This is a genomic window from Halococcus agarilyticus, assembly GCF_000334895.1.
GTDB classification, from domain to species: domain Archaea; phylum Halobacteriota; class Halobacteria; order Halobacteriales; family Halococcaceae; genus Halococcus; species Halococcus agarilyticus.
Genome location: NZ_BAFM01000004.1, coordinates 33,544 through 52,314 on the forward strand (window position 1 = coordinate 33,544; position 18,771 = coordinate 52,314).

Consider the following 18,771-nt stretch of genomic DNA (forward strand, 5'->3'; position numbering starts at 1 on the left):
TCCTGTGTCGACTGTTCCGCACGTTCCGCGCCGACCGTTCCGTCCGCCCCGTTTCGACCGTCCCACCCACCCCGTGAAACCGCAGTCACTATGCGACGGGAGACCGATTTTCCGACAATGAGTACGCAGGAGGTCTCACGGCGGCAAGCGTGGGTGATGGCCGCCCGTCCACAGACGCTGCCGGCGGCCGCCGCGCCGGTGGTCGTCGGCACCGGACTCGCGCTCGGAACGGGTGCGTTCGCCCCGCTCCCCGCACTCGCTGCGCTGATCGGCGCACTCTTGATCCAGATCGGGACGAACTTCGCCAACGACTACTACGACGCCAAATCCGGGGTCGACTCCGACGATCGCGAGGGATTTACCAGAGTCACTCAGTCCGGGCTGATCGCCCCCGCGGAGGTCAGGTGGGCGATGATCGCGACCTTCGCGCTCTCGATCCTCGTCGGCACCTATCTCGTCTACGTTGGTGGCCTCCCGATCGTCGTGATCGGTCTCGCGAGCGTCGCCGCAGGTGTCCTCTACGCCGGCGGCCCCTACCCGCTCGGCTCCTACGGACTGGGAGACCTGTTCGTGTTCGTCTTCTTCGGTCTCGTTGCGGTTACCGGAACCTACTACGTCCAGGCGGCCGCTGCCGCTTCGCCCTTTCCGCTCACACCGCCACCCGAAACGCTGCCGCTCGCAGCCGTGGTGGCGAGCCTCCCGGCCGCGGCGCTCTCGACGAACATCCTCGTCGTCAACAACGTCCGCGATCTCGAAACCGACCGAGCCGCCGGCAAGCGCTCGCTCGCCGTGCTGATCGGCTACCGATGGAGCCGGATCGAGTTCCTTCTGCTGACGGGGATGGCGTACACCGTTCCGATCGTCTTCTGGCTCACCACGTACGGTCCGCTCGTACTCGCCCCGCTACTCACGCTGCCGTACGCCGTACGGATCGCTCGAACAGTACTGACCAGCACTGAGGGAACGGCGCTCAACCCCGCGCTCGAACGTGTGGGGAAGCTGCTCGCGGCCCACTCCGCGCTGTTCGCGCTCGGTCTCGCCCTCCCGGGAGCGCTCGCATGAGGATCGAGCGGTTCTCGCTCGCGCTCGCCACGCCGCTCGCGACCGCCCGCGGCACCATCGACGCCCGCGAGGGGTTTCTCGTCTTCGTCGACGTGGACGGCGTCCGGGGCGTGGGTGAGGCGACACCGTTGCCCGGCTGGACCGAATCACTCGACGTCTCCCGCGCTGCGCTCGATCGCGCCCGACGAGCTGCCGCAACCGACGGCTGGGACGCGGTGCTCGGGACGCTCGCCGACGCCGGTGTTCCGGCGGCCCGTCACGGACTCGCACTCGCGCTTGCCGATGCGCGCTCGCGGACCGCTGGCGTTCCGCTGTACCGCCATCTCGGTGGCGAACACGCCGAGTGCGTCCCTGTGAATGCGACCGTCGGCGACGGCGGCATCGAGACAACCGTCGCGGCGGCCGCCGAAGCGGTCGAACGGGGATTTTCGACGCTCAAGATCAAGGTCGGTACGCGTGAAGTCGCCGGGGATGTCGCGCGCCTTGACGCTGTTCGGAGTGCGGTCGGCGACGCGATCGAACTCCGGGCCGACGCGAACGGTGCGTGGAGCCGCGAAGAAGCCCAAGCAGCACTCGACGGGTTCGCCGATCTCGATGTCGCGTTCGTCGAACAGCCGCTCGCCGCGGACGATCTCGCCGGTCACGCCGCACTCCGTGGCGGATCGGTCGGTGTCGCGCTCGACGAAACGCTCGCCGAACACGCCGTCGAAACGGTGCTCGACGCGGACGCGGCGGACGTGCTCGTCGTGAAGCCGATGGCCCTCGGCGGCCCCGATCGCGCCCGAGCGGCCGCGCTTCGCGCCCGCGAGGCGGATCTCGATACCGTTGTCACGACGACGATCGACGGCGCGCTCGCCCGGACCGGGGCGGTCCACGTTGCTGCGAGCCTTCCCGACCCGCCGGCGTGTGGGCTGGCGACCGCCGATCGGCTCGCCGAGGACCTCGTCGCCGAGCCCGCACCGGTCGCCGAGGGCGAGGTGTGCGTCCCGCAAGAATCCGGCTCGGTTCCGGAGTCGTCGCTCCCGGTGGGTCGATGAACGACGTTCTCGCCCACCGCGTCCGTGCGACGCCCGACGCGACCGCGCTGATCGACGCGGGCAGCGGACGGGAGTGGAGCTACGCCGACCTCGATGCGGCAGTCGACCGGACTGCGGGCCGCCTCGCAGGACTGGGGATCGAATCGGGCGACCACCTCGGCTGCCTCCTCGACACCCGCCCCGCCGCCGTCCGGCTGGTCCACGCCGCGCTGCGGCTCGGCTGCGTGCTCGTCCCGTTGAACACCCGGCTGGCCCCGAACGAGCTTGAAGACCGGATCGAACGCGCCGATCTCGCGGCCCTGATCTGTGAGGCCGACACCGAAGCGAGTGCGGTCGCGGCGAGCGGGGTTCCGGTCGCGTCCGTCGATCCCACGGAACACGCGGACGTCACGGCGCTCGCCGACATCGAGATGATCGAGTGCGAGCCGGCAACGTGGTCCCGCGACGATCCGTGTCTCATGCTCGCCACCTCCGGTACCACCGGCCGGCCGAAGCTCGTCGTGCTCACGATCGGGAACCTGATCGCGAGCGCGATCGCCTCGGCGTTCCGGCTCGGTGTCCTCCCCGACGATCAGTGGCTGAACCCGCTGTCGATCTACCACATGGGCGGGCTCGCACCGATCATGCGCTCCGCGCTCTACGGAACGACGGTCGCTCTCGTCGGCGATGGCGGAACGGGGTTCGACGCCGCGACGGCTCGCCACGCGCTCGTCGAGTACGACTGTACGGGCGTCTCGCTCGTCCCGACGATGCTCCGGCGGCTGCTCGACGATGGCGACCTGCCCGACTCGCTCCGGTTTGTCCTCCTCGGCGGTGCGCCGGCCTCCACGGACCTCATCGAGCGGTGTGCGCGCCGGAACGTCCCCGTCCATCCGACCTACGGGATGACCGAGACGGCCTCCCAGGTCGCCACCGCCCGCCCCGAAATCGCGTTCGCCCACTCGGGCACCGTCGGTCAGCCGCTCGTTGGGACCGACCTCGCCGTGATCGACGCTGTGGGAGAACGCGTCGATCGCGGCGAAACGGGCGAACTCGTCGTCTCCGGGCCGACGGTGTTCACGGGCTACTACGGCGATCCCGACGCCACCGCGGCGGCGTTTTCGGCTGATGGCTTCCACACCGGCGACGTTGGCCACCGCGACGCCGAGGGCCGGCTGTGGGTCACGGGTCGCCTCGACGAGCGGATCGTCACCGGCGGGGAGAACGTCGATCCAGCGGCGGTCGCCGACGCACTCCGCGCCCATCCGGCCGTGGACGAGGCGATGGTCGTGGGTCTCGACGATCCCGAATGGGGCGAGCGTGTCGGCACACTGCTCGTCGCCGACGGCGAGATCGACGCCGACGCGCTACGGGCTCACTGCCGTGAACGCCTCGCCGGCTTCGAACTCCCGCGGACGATCGGGTTCGCCGGTTCGCTTCCGCGAACGGCCTCCGGTACGATCGAGCGTGATGCAGTTCGGGAAATCCTCCGCGAGCGAGGCGAGTGACCGGGAACGGAAATTGAACGAACAACTGAAAACCGTCAGCGAACTCGATAAATGACGAGTCACAGATAACCGTACCACACCACACACCTCCCCAACCGACTGCGTTGCTCGTCACTTCGTTCCTGCGCTACTCATCCCTCGCACGAGTCGCGTCGGCGGCCCTCCCTCCGGTCGCGCCGCGCTCCGCTCCCGCGCGCCAACCGCCCTATCGCTACCAACGACAATCACACCTCGTTACGTCGTTCCACCAGCGGCGTTTAGGTTCTGCATCGCCAACGAGAATCCATGTGTACGCTCGTGGTCGCGTGGCAGGTCTTCGCCGACGCGCCGGTAGTCGTGGCGGCCAACCGCGACGAGGCGCTCGATCGGCCATCCGAGCCGCCGTCGGTGATCGCCGAGGAGCCGAGAATCGTCGCGCCGCGCGACGCCGACGCGGGCGGGACATGGATCGGGTACAACGAACACGGCGTGTTCGTGGCGATCACGAACCGCTGGACCGACGCCGACCTCGCGGGCGAGCGCTCGCGCGGACTGCTCGTCCGGGACGCCCTCGATTGCGAGTCCGCCGAGGAGGCCGCCCGTCTCGTCGAGCGCGCGGTCGCAGCCGACGAGTATGAGGGGTTCAACCTCCTCGTCGCGGATGCGAACGCCGCCGTCCTGTGCGAATGGGACGGCGGGCTTCGCACGGGGAACCTCGGGCCGGGCGTCCACGTCGTGATGAACGTCGGCGCGATCGGGCGCGTCACGATCCCGGCGTCGTGGCCCGAACGCGGCGAGCAGCAGGCCGAAAACGGACGAAACGTTCGGGAATCGCTCCAGCCCGAACCTGGCGAGGGCCACGCCGCGTGGCGCGACCGAGCGGCCGACGTGCTCGGCGATCACGACTATGGAGTGTGCGTCCACCACGAGGAGTTCGACTTCGGCACCAGGTCGTCGTCGCTACTCACGATCGACGCCGACGGCAGCGCGGACTACCGATACGCCGACGGACCGCCGTGTCGGACGGAGTTCGAGCCGGTCGAAAGCCAAGTTTAACCCACCCCCGTTCGTTGGACAGCCATGAGCACGGCAGCCGAAGGGGATCTCTCGGAGGACGAACGCGCCGGCCTCGAACTCGTCCGCACCACGGGGGGCATCCACCAGAGCGAGTTCTGGAAGGAGCTCGACGTGAGTTCACGCAAGGGGAGCCGAATCGCCGAATCGCTGGAGGACCGTGGTCTCGTCCAGCGTGAAGACACCGTCTACGAGGGCCACAACACCTACTACATCGCTCCCGCCGCCCGCGACCTCGATTTCTCCCTGCTGATGGCGGGCAACAACCTCTCGCCGCTGGTCGGCGAGGAGGACGTCGAACCCGAGAGCGACGCCTTCTCGCAGTGGATCATGCAGCTCGCGTACGAAGACTGATACTTCGGCTCCGTTGCACTGGTGGCCGTTTTCAGCGATTCAGGGTCCGAAACACCGATTCTCCCGACGGATCCTGGCCGAGGGTTTAACCGGCTTCGGACCGTACCTGTAGGTGTAGCAACTCCCTGCATAGCCGCTGTAATCACCCATTCGAGCACCCGCTCACCCGTAGTCATCTTGGAAGGAAACACAACCCGAACCCGCACGCACGAACCGAACGAACACACCGACGAGCAATCGCGCGAGCGCACCGCGGACGAAAGCGAACGAGTCTGTCCCGAGTGTGGCGGCCGACTCGTGAACGACGCCGAACACGGCGAGACGACCTGCGCCGAGTGTGGTCTCGTCGTCGACGAGAACGAGATCGATCACGGCCCCGAGTGGCGCGCGTTCGATAGCGCCGAGCGTGACAGGAAAAAGCGCACCGGCGCACCCACGACGAAGCTGATGCACGATGAGGGCCTATCGAGCCAGATCGGCTGGCAGAACAGGGACGCCAACGGCAACGCGCTGAGTGCGCGCAAGCGCCAGCGGATGCAGCGCCTGCGCACGTGGGACGAGCGCTTTCGCACCCGGAACTCGAAGGAGCGCAACCTCAAACAGGCGCTCGGCGAGATCGAGCGCATGGGGAGCGCGCTCGGCGTCCCGAAAGACGTCCGCGAGACCGCGAGCGTCATCTACCGCCGCGCGCTCGCCGAGGATCTTTTACCCGGTCGCTCGATCGAGGGCGTCTCCACCGCCGCGCTCTACGCCGCGATCCGCCAGATGGGGCTTCCCCGGAGCGTCGAGGACGTCGCTGCGGTCACGCGCGTCGACGAGATGGAGTTCAAGCGTGCCTACCGCTACATCAACCAGGAGCTCGGTCTCGAAATCGGTCCACCTGATCCCCAGCAGTACGTCTCGCGGTTCGCCTCCGATCTCGGCGTGAGCGACGAAACCGAACGCCGCGCCCGCGATCTGCTGCGGACGGCCCAGGAACGAGCCGCCCACAGCGGCAAGAGTCCCGTCGGGCTCGCTGGTGCTGCGCTCTACGCCGCCGGGATCCTCACCAACCGACAGCTCACCCAGGACGAGGTCAGCGAGGTCGCCGGGGTGAGCAACGTGACGATCCGGAACCGGTACCACGAACTCCTCGAAATCGAAGCCGACACCGACGCCGCGAGTCCGTCCGCGACTGCCGCCTGAACGGACGACTCAGCCCTGGCCGACGAGCCGTTCCTCGTCCTCCCAGTAGTCCTGGCGGAGCTGGTACTTCTGGACCTTCCCCGTGGCAGTCTCGGGAAGGTCGTCGACGAAATCGACCTTTTTCGGGACTTTGTACCGCGCGAGGTGCTCACCGGCGAACTCTCGGACAGCGTCGCTCGTGAGGTCCGCGTCCGCCTTCTGGACGACGAGCGCGGTCACCGCCTCGCCCCACTCGTCGCTCGGCGTCGGGATCACGGCGGCCTTGGAAATGTCGGGGTGGTCGTAGAGCACGTCCTCGACCGCGATCGACGAGACGTTCTCGCCACCGGAGATGATGATGTCCTTCTCCCGATCCTGGATCGACACCATCCCGTCCTCGTCGATCGTGGCGAGGTCTCCGGTGTGGAAGTAGCCCGGGAGTTTGGCGTTGAACGCCTCCTCGGTGATCTCGGGTTTGTTGAGGTAGCGATCCATCACCTGGTTGCCCGCGACGACGATCTCGCCGAGGGTGTTGCCGTCCGGGGCGACGTCTTCGCCCTCGTCGTCGACAACGCGGACGTCGGTGGCGATCATCTCCGCACCTTGGTTGACCTTGAGATCCCGACCGCGCTCGGCGAGGCGACGCGGCGAGTTCGACGTGGTGATCATCGGCGCGGTCTCGGTCAGCCCGTAGAGGTGGATGATCCGCCACCCGATCTCGTCCTCGATGGTCTGCAGCGTCGCGGTCGCGGGCGCGCTCCCGGCGGTGGAGATCCGAACGTCACGATCACCCATCGTCACGGTGTCGGGGTTGTCCTCGTAGTGGGCGATGAGCCGGTTCAACACTGTGGGCGCGCCGGAGAGATACGACACGTCGTGCTCGCGGACCCGCTGGAGTGTTCCCTCGGGTTCGAACGTGCGCTGGCAGACGTGCGTGCCGCCCATCCCCGTGATGGCGTAGGTGTGACCCCACCCGTTGCAGTGGAACATCGGCAGCGTCCAGAGGTAGGTGTCGTCGTCCGCGACCTCCATGTGCTGGTTGAGCACGAGTGCGTGCCAGTGTTCGGTCCGATGGGTTCTGACGACGCCCTTCGGATCGCCGGTCGTGCCCGAGGTGTAGTTGATCGAGGCGTCGTCGTCCTCCGCGATGGCGGGTCGCTCCGGCGCATCGGTCGAAGCTCCGGCGAGCCACGCCTCGTAGTCGGTCCAGTCGCCCTTGATGTCGTCGGCCTCGTACCCCACGAACGCCTCGGCCGGCACCGAATCACGGACCGCTTCGACGTTTTCGGCGTAATCGTAGTCCGCGATCACGACCCCCGCCTCGCAGTCGTTGAGGATATATTCGAAGTCGTCGGACGTGAGGAGGTAGTTCATCGGCACGAACACGCCCCCGATCTGGTTCACCCCGTAGAGCGTTTCGAGGAAGTAGTGGGTGTTCGGCGAGAGCAGTGCCACCCGGTCGCCCTGCTCGACACCCATCTCCAGCAAGGCATTCGAAACGCGATTCACTCGCTCGCCGAACTCGGCGTACGTGTACTCGGTTCCGTCGTGGGCGACGACCCCCACGGCGTCGTCGTAGCACTCGACGGCGCGATCGAGGAAGTCGGTGGTCAGCATCTCCACCTTCATGAACGATCGATGGTTTTGGGGGCCGGGACTAAGCCCTTTCGGACCCCCACTTTTTTACTTTGCTACGAGACGGCGAAGCCGTCTCGGCATCGTCAAAAGAGCCGTCAGCTCTTTTGGACCTCGCGGGACCTTCGGTCCCGCTCAGTGACGAAAGACGCCGACGGCGTCTTTCGAACCACGTCGGGTCTCCTCGCTCGTCGGCTTCGCCGACTCGCTGCGGGGACCACTCTCTGCTCACGGGCGCGAAGCGCCCGTTCGCATGGTACGAGGGATCTCCGGTCCCTCGCTACTCGTAAAAACCTGGACTAAAAACACCCGCTCGTTCGCCTTCGGCTCACTCGCGGCGAACCGCGCTCGCTGCACTCGCGTGGACGATCTCCACTCATCCCCGCACCACGGCCGCATCAGTACCGCGAAGCCCTCGGCGCTCGCTCCGCTCACGGGTCGCAATGCTCCCCGTTCGCTTGGCGGTGCTCACTGCGTTCGCACCGCCCACCGCTCGCGCCGTCGCCCTTCATCCACCGAGGTCCGCAACCGCACCGCCGAAGCCCTCGCTCGTTTCACTCGCTCACGGGTCGTTCCTCCCCGTTCGCGCGTTCGGCGGTGCTCACTCCGTTCGCACCGCCCGACGCTCGCCCTTCATCCGCCAGGAGAGCAGGCTCTCCTGAGCCTCGGCTCACTGCGTTCGCCGAGACGCCAGGACCGCACCATCGCCGCGACCGCACCACAACCGCCGTGCGAACCCAACGGGTTTTCGTCGCGGGCGGCTGAGGTATCGCCAATGAACGACGAACTCCGCGAGCGGATCGAACACGAAGCCGAGAAACACGCTCTGCTCAACGCGGTCAAACACGACAGCGAGGCCGATGTCGGTGCGGTCGTCGGCCCGCTGATGGGCGAAAATCCGGATTTCAGGGAACACGGCGACGAAGTGCCGGGCGTCGTCGCACCGGTCGTCGAGCGGGTGAACGAACTCGACACCGAGGGCCGCGAGAAGCGTCTCGAAGTCGTCGCGCCCGACGAGCTCGCCGACCTCGAAAGCGAGGACGAGACCGACGACCACGCGTTGCCGGACCTGCCCAACGTCGACGAGTACGACGAGGTCCGGATGCGTCTCGCTCCGAATCCCAACGGCCCGTGGCACATCGGCCACGCGCGCATGCCCGCGGTCGTCGGTCGGTACAAGGAACGCTACGACGGCTGGATGCTCTGCCGGTTCGACGACACCGATCCCGAGACCAAGCGCCCAGATCTCGAAGCTTACGACGCGATCCTCGACGCCATCGACTATCTGGGCTTCGAGCCCGACGAGGTGGTTCGCGCCTCTGACCGGATGGAGACGTACTACGAGCACGCGCGCGCGTTGATCGACCACGGCGGCGCGTACACCTGCTCGTGCCCTGCCGAGGAGTTCTCCGATCTGAAAAACAACGGCGAGGCGTGTCCCCACCGCGACAAAGACTCCGAAACCACCCGCGAGGAGTTCGACGCGATGGTCGACGGCGAATATTCGGCGGGCGAGATGGTCCTCAGAGTTCGAACCGACATCGAGCACAAGAACCCCGCGCTCCGGGACTGGGTTGCCTTCCGGATGATCGATACGCCACACCCCCGCGAGGAAGCGGGCGAGTACCGGTGCTGGCCCCTGCTCGATTTCCAGTCGGGGATCGACGACCACCTGTTCGGGATCACCCACGTCATCCGTGGGATCGACCTCCAGGATTCGGCGAAGCGCCAGGGGTTCCTCTACGACTACTTCGACTGGGAGTACCCCGAAGTGCTCCACTGGGGGCACGTCCAGATCGACGCCTACGACGTGAAGATGAGCACCTCGACGATCAAGGCGCTCATCGAGGCAGGCGATCTCGACGGCTGGGACGATCCGCGCGCACCAACCATCGCGAGCCTCCGCCGGCGGGGGATCCGCGGTGGAGCCATCACCGACGCGATGAGCGAGCTGGGAACCTCGACCTCCAACGTGGATCTCGCGATGAGTTCGATCTACGCCGCGAACCGCGACCGGATCGACGACGAAACCGACCGCGCGTTTCTCGTCCGGAACGGCGTCGCAAAGCCCGTCATCGGCGGTCCCGAAACCGGCACTCCCCCTGTGCATCCGAACCACGAGGACCGTGGCGCTCGCGAGATTCCGGCCGAGGGTGGGGTACTCGTCGAACCTGACGACGTGCCGCCGAACGGACAACGCGTCTGGCTCAAAGGCTACGGTCCCGTGCGCCACACCCGCGACGCCTTCGAGTTCACCGGCGAGGGGATCGAGGTCGTCAGAGAGGAGGACGTGCCGGTCGTCCATTGGGTTCCTGCGGACAGCAACCGCCTCCTCCGCCTACGAACGCCCGAGGGCGATGTCGAAGGCCACGCGGAACCAGGTATCGCCGATTACGATCCCGACGAGATGGTGCAGTTCGAACGAATTGGGTTCGCACGGATCGACCGACATGAAGGCGATCGGACGGTCGCGTACTTCGCGCATCCATAGAGCCCGGTTCGTCGGCCCAACGTTTTTGCCGCGCGCAGCCCCTACAGCCGGCGATCATGTCCGGGGTGGAGCTCACCGAGCACGTTGAGGGAATCGTCCACGAAGACACCCAGGTCGGCGACCACGGTCTCGATCTCACGGTCGCGGGCGTCCACGAAATCGAGGAACCGGGCCGCGTCGACTTCGGCGGTGGAGAACTCGAAGCCGCGTCGACCACGTCGCACGAGACGGAAAAGCGAAACCCGGACGATGACTACGAGTGGTGGAACCTCGATGCTGGCCAGTATCTCGTTCTTTTCAACGAATCGGTGCACGCCGACGAACCGCTCGTCTGCCAGGCGCGCGAGGAACTCCGGAATCGCGGCGCGTTCCACCCGACGCTGTTCGTCCGGGAACTCGAACGCGTCCCGCTGTCGGTCCCTACGGGCGGGATTCGCCTCAAGGAGAACGCGCGCGTATCGACGCTGTTGGTCCCGCCTCGCTCGTAACGATCGGCGGTTCAGCGACGGGGGAGGGGTCGTTGCTCCCTGTACCGATCCCGCCGAGGGCGTCCGGGCGGTCCAAAACTTAAGTACTCACCTGTTCTGGTGTTCGGTACCGATGGCCATCGATCCCGAATTCGAACAGAACCGCGAGATCGTCGACGAACACGAGGGCCACGACGTCTGGGGGCCGGTGGACGAACCCGACGAACTGGGGATCCACGGCACCCACGTCGCGGTCGACTTCGACCTCTGTATCGCCGACGGAGCCTGTCTGGAGGACTGCCCCGTCGACGTCTTCGAGTGGGTCGACTCGCCCGATCACCCCGAGAGCGAGATCAAGGCCGACCCAGCAGAAGAAGCCCAGTGCATCGACTGCATGCTGTGCGTCGACGTCTGTCCCGTCGACGCCATCGACGTCGACGCCGGCCGGGCAGGCCGTACCTGAACCGAGGAACTGGGCGACGGGTCGCCGATCGAGTACCGGCAAGAACCTACGACAGACCAACACGGTAATAGTCGGCGGGAAGCTATGCCAGAGAGAGACACACGGGAGTATCCATACCAATGCACTCAGTCGTTCTGACGAAAGGCGTACCGGATTTCCGCGAGGGACAGGTCGCGTTCGACGAGGACGGACATCTCGAACGCGGAAACACCCCGACGGTGATGAACCCCAACGACAAGCACGCGCTGCGGACCGCCCTCCAGACCAAGGTCCGACATGGAGGTTCCCTCAGCGTGATGAGCATGGGGCCGCCTGGCTACGGCGACGTCCTCCGAGAGGCGATGGAAACGGTCTACGCCGACGACCTCTACCTCCTCTCGGACCGCGAACTCGCGGCCTCGGACACGTGGGCGACCGCGATCACGCTCGCCACGGGCCTCCAGAAACTCGACGACACGCCGGACCTCGTGTTTGCGGGATTCAAGACCGCCGACGGTGAGACCGGCCACACCGGACCCCAGGCGTGCTGGTGTCTCGACTGGCCGATCATCACCCACGTCGTCGCGCTCGACGTCGACGAGGACGACAGTACTGTTCGGGCGAAACGCCTCGTCGAGGGCGACATCGAGGAGATCGAAACCGTCGAGGCCCCGATGCCCGCGTTCATCGTCGCCGATCCCGAGTTCGAGCCGACGTACCGCAAGGCCTCGCATCGACTCACGCTCAAGGACCTCCAGGCCGAGACCGCGGAACGCGCCGAAAACCACGAGGAGCATCTGACGACATGGGATCACGCGGATCTGAACCTCGACCCGGACTACATCGGCCTGGACGGGTCGCCCACCATCGTCTCGTCGGTCGATCCGATCCCGAAAGCGCCAGCAGAGCGTGAGGCGACGATGGTCGATCCCGACGACGGCGAGGGGATGAGCGAGGTGTTCGAGGCGATGCAACCGTTCGCGGACGGACGATCGGCGGCGGGTGACTGATCATGAGCGAGAACATCGACCCCGGTGAGCACACGGTCGAACAGCTCCAGGACGAACTGGCCGAGATCGACAGCCCTCGCGAGCTCGAAGGGATGCTCGACGCCGAAAAGGACGGCCAGCAGCGAAAGACGGCCCAGGAGGCGATCCGCGCGCGGATGCGCGAGGTCGGTCCCGCCGAGGACGAGGCGGTCGAAGAGGGAACCGAGACCGAAGGCGAGTACCGCGAATCCGCCGACGAGGTTGAGGGCGATCAGGAGGAGGCCGCATCCGCGAGTGACGGGGGAGCCGATGACGGAAGCGACGCCGACGATCTCGCGCTCGATCCCGCGGAGTACGACATCGCGGAGTTCGGTCCCGCGATCAAGGGCGTCGACGACGCCGACGAGCTCGAAGCCATCCTCGCGGCCGAGGAGAGCGGCGAGGACCGCGACAACGTGAAGACGCTGATCGAGAGCCGGATCGACAAGGTCACGGAGGACGCCGGAGAAACGGGCGAGATCGATCCGAGCGAGCTCTCGACCGCCGAACTCGGCAACGCGCTCCAGGGGATCGACGACGAGGAGCGCCTGCGGGAGGTCTTGGAGGCCGAACAATCCGGCGAGGACCGGAGCGCGGCGGTCAACCTGATCCAGAACCGGATCGACTCGGTCCAGGAGGAGGAAGCGCCCGAGGAGATCGAGGTCGTCCCGCCGGAGGAGAAACACCCCGATCTCGATCACCCGACGGCGGACAAACAGTACGTCAAGGCCATCGAGGACGGCGACTACCGCGACATGTGGGTCTACTGCGAGACCCAGGCGGGCGAGCTGATCGACGTCTCGAAGGAGATGCTCGGGAAGGCCCGCGAGCTGATGGACACCTACAACGAGGAGTACGAAACCGACGAGCGGGTCATCGCGGTGCTGATCGGCAGCGACGTCGAGAAGCACACGGAGGACGTGATCGCGTACGGGGCTGACGTGGTGGTCCACCACGAGGACGATCGGTTAGAACGGTTCCAACACAAGCCCTACACCGAGCTGTTCTGTGACATGGCGCGGTGGGGCGGCGACCCGACCGCCGACGAGGGGCCGGAGGAAGCCGACTGGCGCGAGTACGACGAGCCCCGCTACACGGTGTTCCCGGCGACGAACAACGGACGAGACCTCTCGGCGCTGGTCCAGGGCGAACTCGACTCCGGGCTGGCGTCGGACTGTTCCGACCTCTACATCGAGGAGGCCATGATCTCGAACCCCGCGAAGACCGGCCGGCCGGGCACGAAAAAGGAGTTCGAGCGGGTGCTGCATATGAAGCGGCCCGATTTCTCGGGATTCGAGTACTCGACCATCCTCTGTCTCGACAACCCCACCCGGGAGTTCCACCCTCAGGGCGCGTCGGTGATCCCGGGGAGTTTCGACCTCCCCGAACCCGATCACGACCGCGAGGGTGAGGTGATCGAACACGACCTCGATCTGGAGGAGGACTGGCTCCGGGTGTCGGTCACCGACCACGATCAGCTCGACGAAGGTGTCGATCTGACTGGCCACGACGTGGTGGTGGCGATGGGCCGGGGCATCGGCGACGACCCCACGGAAGGTATGGAACTCGGCATCGACCTCACCGACGCGTTCGAGGATGCCGGACTCGGGGTCTCGCGCGGGATCGTGACGGGTTCGTACGAGTTCGCGGGCCACGTCGAGCGCTACACGGCGGAGGAACGCCAGATCGGCGAGACCGGTCAGGTCGTCGAACCCGACCTCTACATCGCCGCCGGGATCTCCGGCGCGGTGCAGCACAAGGTCGGCATGGACGAATCCGAGACGATTATCGCTGTGAACACCGATCCCGACGCGCGCATCCGTGACTTCTCGGATTTCTTCGTCGAGGGCGACCTCTTCGAAGTGTTGCCGGAGCTCACCGCGGCGCTGGAATCGGGCGAACTGGATGTCGAAGCGATTGCGGCAGACGGAGGGGCAACCGATGACTGAGGATTACGAACACTACGAGGCGGTGGTGGTCGGTGCGGGACCAGGCGGCGCGGCGGCGGCCGCGACGCTCGCACGCAACGGCGTCGAAACAGTAGTATTGGAACGGGGCGTCGACGCCGGTTCGAAAAACGTTACGGGGGGACTGATCTACGCCGAGGAGTCCGCACCCTACACGATCGACGGCATCTTCCCCGGCTTTCGCGAGCACGCGACCGAACGGCCAGTAACGGACTACTACATTCACAACATCGCTGGCGAGCAGGTCCGAACGTTCGACATCACGGACGGTCACGAACAGGACACCGAGTGGGCCGATGCCGTGCTCCGCCGAAAAATGGACTCGTGGATGGCCCGGCAGGTCCACGAGATCACCCGCGAAACCGGTGGCGGCCTGCTGACGGAGGTGAAGGTGAACGGGCTCCTCGAAGAAGACGGCGAGATCGTCGGGGTGACGTGCGAGGAACTCGACCCCATCAAAGCCGACTTCGTCGTCGCTGCGGACGGCGTGAACTCCGAACTCGCGCGCGAGGCGGGGCTGATGGACTGGGAGGAACCCGAAGAGTGGTTCCAGGGCGTGAAGGCTGTCGTCGACATGCCTGGCGACACGATCAACGAGCGGTTCGGGATCGCCGACGACGAGGGTGAGGCCCACCTGTTCTCGGGCGACCTCTACGACGGCGTCCGGGGCGGCGGGTTCCTCTACACCAATCAGGATTCGCTGTGCATCGGGAACGTCTTCCACCTCGACAGCATCGTTGAGGAGGAAGCCGAGGTTCAGGACCTGCTCGACGCACTCCTCACCCATCCGGTGCTCGCCCAGTGGCTCGGCGACGACTACGACGAGCGCGAGTATTCGGCGAAACTCGTTCCCGACTCGAAGAAGGCCGCGAACCCCTCGCCGCATCAGGGTCGGCTGGTGCTCGTGGGCGACGCCGGCGGGCAGATGCAGGCCCAGGGGCCGATCATCAAGGGGATGAACCACGCGGTGACCGCGGGCGCGCTCGCGGCGGAGGCGTTCGTGGAGGCGCGTTCCAGAGGAGAGCCCGACTCGGCGGGCGAACGCTACGAGCGCCGGCTCCACGACGAAGGCGTGATGGCGAAGCTCCGGCCCGCGCGATACGAGGTGGCGAGCGCGCTCGGCGAGAACGACACGACGACCCGGCTCGCCGAACGCGCGCTCGACTCGTCGGTCGGGCGACTCGGCGTCCGGATGGCCGATCGTGTCGGGTTGCTCGAACGCGCGTACAGCTCGCCGTACCTCGCGACGATGATGCCCGACACGAAGACGCCCTACGTCACGCTGCCCACGATCATCGGCGAGGAACTCGGCGCGACGGTCGAGGCCGAATCCACCGTCGAGCTCCCGAGCCTCGAAGAACGCATCGGCGACCTGACCTACGACACCGACGTTGGCAACCCCCACATCGTGGTCGAGGACAACTCCTTCGAGGCCAGCGGCGCGGCCGTCACGGCCTGCCCGGTCAGCGCGATGGATTACGGCGGCGGATGTTACCGTGACGAGACGGTGCAGTCGAACGGCGACGAGAAGCGGGTCGTGAGCCTCGACACGCAGCCCTGCGTCGAGTGCGGGACCTGTGCCATCGTCGCCGACACGCAGTGGGAGCATCCCCGTGGCGGCAAGGGTGTCGAGTTCAGGGAAGGCTGATGGACCGGCGTTCGATGTCGGTACAGGCCGGTACTCGCCGCCGATGACGTCGGGCTACGCCGACCGGATCACGGGGTTCGTCGAGCAGGCAGAGCGCGACCGTCGGAAGTTCGATCCTCCATCGAACCCACCGGACGAGGAGCGCGCGATGGCCTTCCTCCGGGAGGGTCTCGGCCCGCTCGTGGCGCTGTACCTCGAAGCCAGAACTGCTGAATGGGACGTCGAGTTTTCGGCCGCGGAGCTCGAACAGTTCCACCGGGCGACGAACGCCTGGCTCGCGCTCTATGCACGGTGCTACGGCGTCGAGATGGAGCCCGACGCCACGGTTCGGCGGGCCGCCGAACTGTTGCTCGACACCGACAATATTCGAGATACTGCACAACTGCTGACACGTGTGCCGTCGCGCTGACGACGACCGGTCGTCGAACCGGACGGCGACACTCCATCAAAAATCGACACAAATAGTTAAGTAGCGTGTAGTGGTATCACTTCGCATGCAGGTATCGGAGGCGTTCGAGTTCACCCACGAGGACCGAAAGAGCATCTACCAGTACATCGAGGACGCCGACGATCCGGTCGAGGCCACCGAGGTCCGGGACGCGCTCGGTCTCGATCCGAGCGGGTTCAGACACCACCTCGCCATCCTGAAGCGCGACGGTCTCGTCCACGAATCGGCCGGAATGGTCGAGGCGGCGTTCGAGGGCAGCGACGCGGCCGACGAGGAGACCTTCGAGCAGGAGGGCGTAGAGTACACCATCCGGCCGGCGATCGAGACCGATCGATCAGGGCTCGTGGGTGTGATCCGCCAGGTCGCCGGCGAGAAGACCTACACCGTCGCCGAGAGCGTCGCGGACGTCGTCGACCACGAGGAGGCTCTCGTGCGGGAGAACGAGGTCCGCTCGCGGATGTTCTTCGTCGCCACCGTGGGCGACGAGGTGGTGGGGTGGATCCACCTCGACGCGCCCGAACTCGAGAAGCTCTCACACACCGCCGAGCTCACCCTTGGGGTACTGGAGGAGTACCAGGGCCACGGTATCGGCGGTCGACTCCTCGATCGCGGGCTCGCCTGGGCGGAAGAGAACGCCTACGAGAAGATCTACAACTCGATTCCCTCGACCAACGAGGACGCGATCGCGTTCTTCGAGGCCCACGGCGGCGAGGTTGAGGCCACCCGCGTGGATCACTACAAGATCGGCGACGAGTACATCGACGAAGTGATGCTGGCGCTTCGTCCGTAGTCGCCCATCCGAGAGGGGAGGAGGAAACGATCAGCTCCATTCCTCGGCTGCACCCTCCAGCGGCTCCGCGACGACGCCCTCCTGCTGGACCAGTACGCGGGCGTGAGCCGTGCAGACCTCTCGGTTCGCGTCCCACGGGACGTGGAGGCGCACCGCCGCCGGATCCTCGCACTCCGCCTCGGCGCACGTCGTCATGGGCGACGTACGCGGTGCGTCGTTACAGTCGTTGCGGCACAGCCGTGTCCGAATGCGAACGCGAACGAACTCAGAGGAAGTGGACGAGCACCATTGTCACGAGCATCGTCACGGTCAGGAGCGCCTGGATCACCGTCGAGGCGAGCATCCCGATGGCGGCGTAGATCGCGGTCCGGAGGCTCTGTTCGGGGTCCTGATGGCGGTAGAACTCGACGACAAAGACCGTCCCCATCACGCCGACGATGACCCCGAGCGGGCCGGCGACGAAGAAGAGGACGATGCCGACGACCGCCGCGAGCACGGTCGTGACCGTCGACGCGCCGCCGGCACGGGCCGAGACCGCACCGGCGAAGTAGTCGGCGAGAACGCCGATGAGGCCCACGATCACGAGCACGACGAGCAGGATCGGGCCTGGCTCGGCGTAGCCGGACTGCCACCAGTAGAGCAGAACGCCGGCGATCGACAGCAGCGCTCCCGGCAGCAGTGGGACGACGCTGCCGGCGACGGCGACGACGAGGAGTACGAACGCGGCGATCGCGAGGAGTTCGACCATACGGGCCGTGGACGGTCGCGCGGGTTAGTCACACCGATATCGACCGTGGCGGGGACGATTTCGCAGCGCCGATATACCGTGGCTCCGCAGAGGAGCTATCGGGCGATGGAGTCCACCTGCTCCAACCGCTGGGTTCCCAGCTGATGACTCCTTTTCGAGCATCCATGCACGACACTCGGCTCCTTCGCACGATCGAGGCCGCCACGCTGATCGGCATCGGCGGGTTTGCGGGGTCGAACCTCCGGTATCTCGTAGCACGCGTGATTCCCGGGCCCGGTGGAACGCTCGCCGTCAACGTCGTCGGGAGCTTCGTGCTCGGGTTCGTGCTCTACGAGGCGATCTACGCCGGCGTACTCGCCGAGCGAACCCGGGTCGTCGTCGCCACCGGCTTCCTCTCCTCGCTGACGACCTACAGTACGTTCGCACTCCAGACCACGCTGCTCGCCGAGCCGGTGTGGATGGTTGCGAACGTGCTCGTCACCTACTGCCTCGGATTTGCCGGGGTGCTCGCGGGCCGCAGCCTCGCCCGGCGCGTCGACGGGGGGACTGGCGAGTGATTCCACTCGACCCAGCCTACCTCGTCGGCACCGGCGGAGCGCTCGGGGCGCTCTGTCGAACCTACGTGGGCCGGCACGTCGAGGGCGAAACCTACCCGCTCGGAACGCTCGCGGTCAACGTTCTCGGGAGCTTCGTGCTCGGGCTCGTGACGTTCGCTGGCGCTGGCGAGGAGATCGTCTTACTCCTCGGAACTGGCGCGTGCGGATCGTTCACCACCTTTTCGTCGTTCTCGTTCGAGACGGTTCGGCTCGTGGAGCAGGGCGAGTCGGCCGCGGCGGCCGCAAACGGTGCCGTGAATCTCGTCGGCTCACTGGCGGCGATCGGCGTCGCGTGGCTCGCGGTGCGGATCGTTCTCGGGTAACCGTCAGGCCGGTGGACTGACGGGCCGGAGA

19 protein-coding genes and 1 riboswitch are annotated in these 18,771 nt (G+C 66.5%); of the genes, 16 read left to right on the forward strand and 3 right to left on the reverse strand.

The features are described from left to right. Positions 1 to 117: 117 nt before the first annotated feature. The 6 genes from TX76_RS04325 (at position 118) to TX76_RS04350 (ending at position 6,178) form a co-directional block, all read left to right on the forward strand. Entirely contained in the window at positions 118 to 1,062 is a 945-nt protein-coding gene (locus TX76_RS04325; RefSeq protein ID WP_049899479.1) for a 1,4-dihydroxy-2-naphthoate polyprenyltransferase, read from the forward strand. After that, the gene (locus TX76_RS04330; RefSeq protein ID WP_049899482.1) at positions 1,059 to 2,099 is read left to right on the forward strand and encodes a mandelate racemase/muconate lactonizing enzyme family protein; all 1,041 of its coding nucleotides are present in this window, start codon (positions 1,059 to 1,061) and stop codon (positions 2,097 to 2,099) included. The genes TX76_RS04325 and TX76_RS04330 overlap by 4 nt, the downstream gene beginning before the upstream one ends. Next, positions 2,096 to 3,586, forward strand: a complete 1,491-nt coding sequence (locus TX76_RS04335; RefSeq protein WP_049899484.1) for a class I adenylate-forming enzyme family protein — start codon at positions 2,096 to 2,098, stop codon at positions 3,584 to 3,586. The genes TX76_RS04330 and TX76_RS04335 overlap by 4 nt, the downstream gene beginning before the upstream one ends. Positions 3,587 to 3,871: 285 nt before the next feature. After that, a complete protein-coding gene (locus TX76_RS04340; protein ID WP_049899487.1) occupies positions 3,872 to 4,621 on the forward strand; it encodes an NRDE family protein in 750 nt (249 codons plus the stop codon). 24 nt (positions 4,622 to 4,645) lie between these two features. Continuing rightward, positions 4,646 to 4,993: a helix-turn-helix transcriptional regulator gene (locus TX76_RS04345; protein WP_049899489.1), complete on the forward strand. Its 348-nt coding sequence runs from the start codon at positions 4,646 to 4,648 to the stop codon at positions 4,991 to 4,993. 177 nt (positions 4,994 to 5,170) lie between these two features. Next, the gene (locus tag TX76_RS04350; protein WP_049899491.1) at positions 5,171 to 6,178 is read left to right on the forward strand and encodes a transcription initiation factor IIB; all 1,008 of its coding nucleotides are present in this window, start codon (positions 5,171 to 5,173) and stop codon (positions 6,176 to 6,178) included. 9 nt (positions 6,179 to 6,187) lie between these two features. Here the strand turns inward: TX76_RS04350 and TX76_RS04355 are convergent, their stop codons facing one another. Beyond that, entirely contained in the window at positions 6,188 to 7,786 is a 1,599-nt protein-coding gene (locus TX76_RS04355) for a class I adenylate-forming enzyme family protein (protein WP_049899493.1), read from the reverse strand. Between the two features lie 781 nt (positions 7,787 to 8,567). Here TX76_RS04355 and TX76_RS04360 point away from each other — a divergent pair. The 8 genes from TX76_RS04360 to TX76_RS04395 all read left to right on the forward strand — a co-directional run bounded on the left by TX76_RS04360 (position 8,568) and on the right by TX76_RS04395 (position 17,073). Further along, on the forward strand, positions 8,568 to 10,283 hold the full coding sequence (locus tag TX76_RS04360; protein WP_049899496.1) for a glutamate--tRNA ligase: 1,716 nt from the start codon (positions 8,568 to 8,570) through the stop codon (positions 10,281 to 10,283). 56 nt (positions 10,284 to 10,339) lie between these two features. Continuing rightward, a complete protein-coding gene (locus TX76_RS04365; protein WP_049899499.1) occupies positions 10,340 to 10,771 on the forward strand; it encodes a dCTP deaminase/dUTPase family protein in 432 nt (143 codons plus the stop codon). A gap of 112 nt (positions 10,772 to 10,883) precedes the next feature. Further along, positions 10,884 to 11,213, forward strand: coding sequence for a 4Fe-4S dicluster domain-containing protein (locus TX76_RS04370; RefSeq protein ID WP_006076091.1), 330 nt, complete (start codon positions 10,884 to 10,886; stop codon positions 11,211 to 11,213). A gap of 119 nt (positions 11,214 to 11,332) precedes the next feature. Further along, positions 11,333 to 12,202: an electron transfer flavoprotein subunit beta/FixA family protein gene (locus tag TX76_RS04375; RefSeq protein ID WP_049899502.1), complete on the forward strand. Its 870-nt coding sequence runs from the start codon at positions 11,333 to 11,335 to the stop codon at positions 12,200 to 12,202. Between the two features lie 2 nt (positions 12,203 to 12,204). Further along, complete coding sequence (locus TX76_RS04380) at positions 12,205 to 14,169, forward strand: electron transfer flavoprotein subunit alpha/FixB family protein (RefSeq protein WP_049899505.1); 1,965 nt, start codon at positions 12,205 to 12,207, stop codon at positions 14,167 to 14,169. Further along, positions 14,162 to 15,835 (forward strand): FAD-dependent monooxygenase, encoded by a 1,674-nt coding sequence (locus TX76_RS04385; RefSeq protein ID WP_049899507.1) that lies wholly within the window; start codon positions 14,162 to 14,164, stop codon positions 15,833 to 15,835. Before TX76_RS04380 ends, TX76_RS04385 begins: the two co-directional genes overlap by 8 nt. 43 nt (positions 15,836 to 15,878) lie before the next feature. Continuing rightward, the gene (locus TX76_RS04390; RefSeq protein ID WP_049899511.1) at positions 15,879 to 16,244 is read left to right on the forward strand and encodes a hypothetical protein; all 366 of its coding nucleotides are present in this window, start codon (positions 15,879 to 15,881) and stop codon (positions 16,242 to 16,244) included. Between the two features lie 85 nt (positions 16,245 to 16,329). Next, entirely contained in the window at positions 16,330 to 17,073 is a 744-nt protein-coding gene (locus TX76_RS04395; RefSeq protein WP_049899514.1) for a GNAT family N-acetyltransferase, read from the forward strand. 30 nt (positions 17,074 to 17,103) lie between these two features. On the opposite strand, the gene TX76_RS17970 is transcribed toward TX76_RS04395, so the two are convergent. Together TX76_RS17970 and TX76_RS04400 are read right to left on the reverse strand one after the other, a co-directional pair. Then, the gene (locus TX76_RS17970) at positions 17,104 to 17,268 is read right to left on the reverse strand and encodes a hypothetical protein (RefSeq protein ID WP_195155994.1); all 165 of its coding nucleotides are present in this window, start codon (positions 17,266 to 17,268) and stop codon (positions 17,104 to 17,106) included. 70 nt (positions 17,269 to 17,338) lie between these two features. Continuing rightward, positions 17,339 to 17,821, reverse strand: a complete 483-nt coding sequence (locus TX76_RS04400; RefSeq protein ID WP_049899517.1) for a DUF456 domain-containing protein — start codon at positions 17,819 to 17,821, stop codon at positions 17,339 to 17,341. A gap of 92 nt (positions 17,822 to 17,913) precedes the next feature. Then, a riboswitch (Fluoride riboswitch) is annotated at positions 17,914 to 17,981 on the forward strand. A 4-nt stretch (positions 17,982 to 17,985) separates the two neighbouring features. Between TX76_RS04400 and TX76_RS04405 the strand changes: the two genes are divergently transcribed. Then, positions 17,986 to 18,378 carry a fluoride efflux transporter FluC gene (locus tag TX76_RS04405; RefSeq protein WP_049899520.1) on the forward strand — a complete coding sequence of 131 codons (393 nt, stop codon included), beginning with the start codon at positions 17,986 to 17,988 and terminating at the stop codon, positions 18,376 to 18,378. After that, positions 18,375 to 18,740 carry a fluoride efflux transporter CrcB gene (crcB, locus tag TX76_RS04410; protein ID WP_049899523.1) on the forward strand — a complete coding sequence of 122 codons (366 nt, stop codon included), beginning with the start codon at positions 18,375 to 18,377 and terminating at the stop codon, positions 18,738 to 18,740. Before TX76_RS04405 ends, crcB begins: the two co-directional genes overlap by 4 nt. Positions 18,741 to 18,771: the final 31 nt, after the last annotated feature.

What these genes read in the sequence shown, in the direction of transcription:
- TX76_RS04325 (WP_049899479.1), top strand. Translation starts at nt 118, where the DNA reads ATGAGTACGCAGGAGGTCTCACGGCGGCAAGCGTGGGTGATGGCCGCC.
- TX76_RS04330 (WP_049899482.1), top strand. Translation starts at nt 1,059, where the DNA reads ATGAGGATCGAGCGGTTCTCGCTCGCGCTCGCCACGCCGCTCGCGACC.
- TX76_RS04335 (WP_049899484.1), top strand. Translation starts at nt 2,096, where the DNA reads ATGAACGACGTTCTCGCCCACCGCGTCCGTGCGACGCCCGACGCGACC.
- TX76_RS04340 (WP_049899487.1), top strand. Translation starts at nt 3,872, where the DNA reads ATGTGTACGCTCGTGGTCGCGTGGCAGGTCTTCGCCGACGCGCCGGTA.
- TX76_RS04345 (WP_049899489.1), top strand. Translation starts at nt 4,646, where the DNA reads ATGAGCACGGCAGCCGAAGGGGATCTCTCGGAGGACGAACGCGCCGGC.
- TX76_RS04355 (WP_049899493.1), bottom strand. Translation starts at nt 7,786, where the DNA reads ATGAAGGTGGAGATGCTGACCACCGACTTCCTCGATCGCGCCGTCGAG.
- TX76_RS04360 (WP_049899496.1), top strand. Translation starts at nt 8,568, where the DNA reads ATGAACGACGAACTCCGCGAGCGGATCGAACACGAAGCCGAGAAACAC.
- TX76_RS04365 (WP_049899499.1), top strand. Translation starts at nt 10,340, where the DNA reads ATGTCCGGGGTGGAGCTCACCGAGCACGTTGAGGGAATCGTCCACGAA.
- TX76_RS04370 (WP_006076091.1), top strand. Translation starts at nt 10,884, where the DNA reads ATGGCCATCGATCCCGAATTCGAACAGAACCGCGAGATCGTCGACGAA.
- TX76_RS04375 (WP_049899502.1), top strand. Translation starts at nt 11,333, where the DNA reads ATGCACTCAGTCGTTCTGACGAAAGGCGTACCGGATTTCCGCGAGGGA.
- TX76_RS04380 (WP_049899505.1), top strand. Translation starts at nt 12,205, where the DNA reads ATGAGCGAGAACATCGACCCCGGTGAGCACACGGTCGAACAGCTCCAG.
- TX76_RS04385 (WP_049899507.1), top strand. Translation starts at nt 14,162, where the DNA reads ATGACTGAGGATTACGAACACTACGAGGCGGTGGTGGTCGGTGCGGGA.
- TX76_RS04390 (WP_049899511.1), top strand. Translation starts at nt 15,879, where the DNA reads ATGACGTCGGGCTACGCCGACCGGATCACGGGGTTCGTCGAGCAGGCA.
- TX76_RS04395 (WP_049899514.1), top strand. Translation starts at nt 16,330, where the DNA reads ATGCAGGTATCGGAGGCGTTCGAGTTCACCCACGAGGACCGAAAGAGC.
- TX76_RS17970 (WP_195155994.1), bottom strand. Translation starts at nt 17,268, where the DNA reads ATGACGACGTGCGCCGAGGCGGAGTGCGAGGATCCGGCGGCGGTGCGC.
- TX76_RS04400 (WP_049899517.1), bottom strand. Translation starts at nt 17,821, where the DNA reads ATGGTCGAACTCCTCGCGATCGCCGCGTTCGTACTCCTCGTCGTCGCC.
- TX76_RS04405 (WP_049899520.1), top strand. Translation starts at nt 17,986, where the DNA reads ATGCACGACACTCGGCTCCTTCGCACGATCGAGGCCGCCACGCTGATC.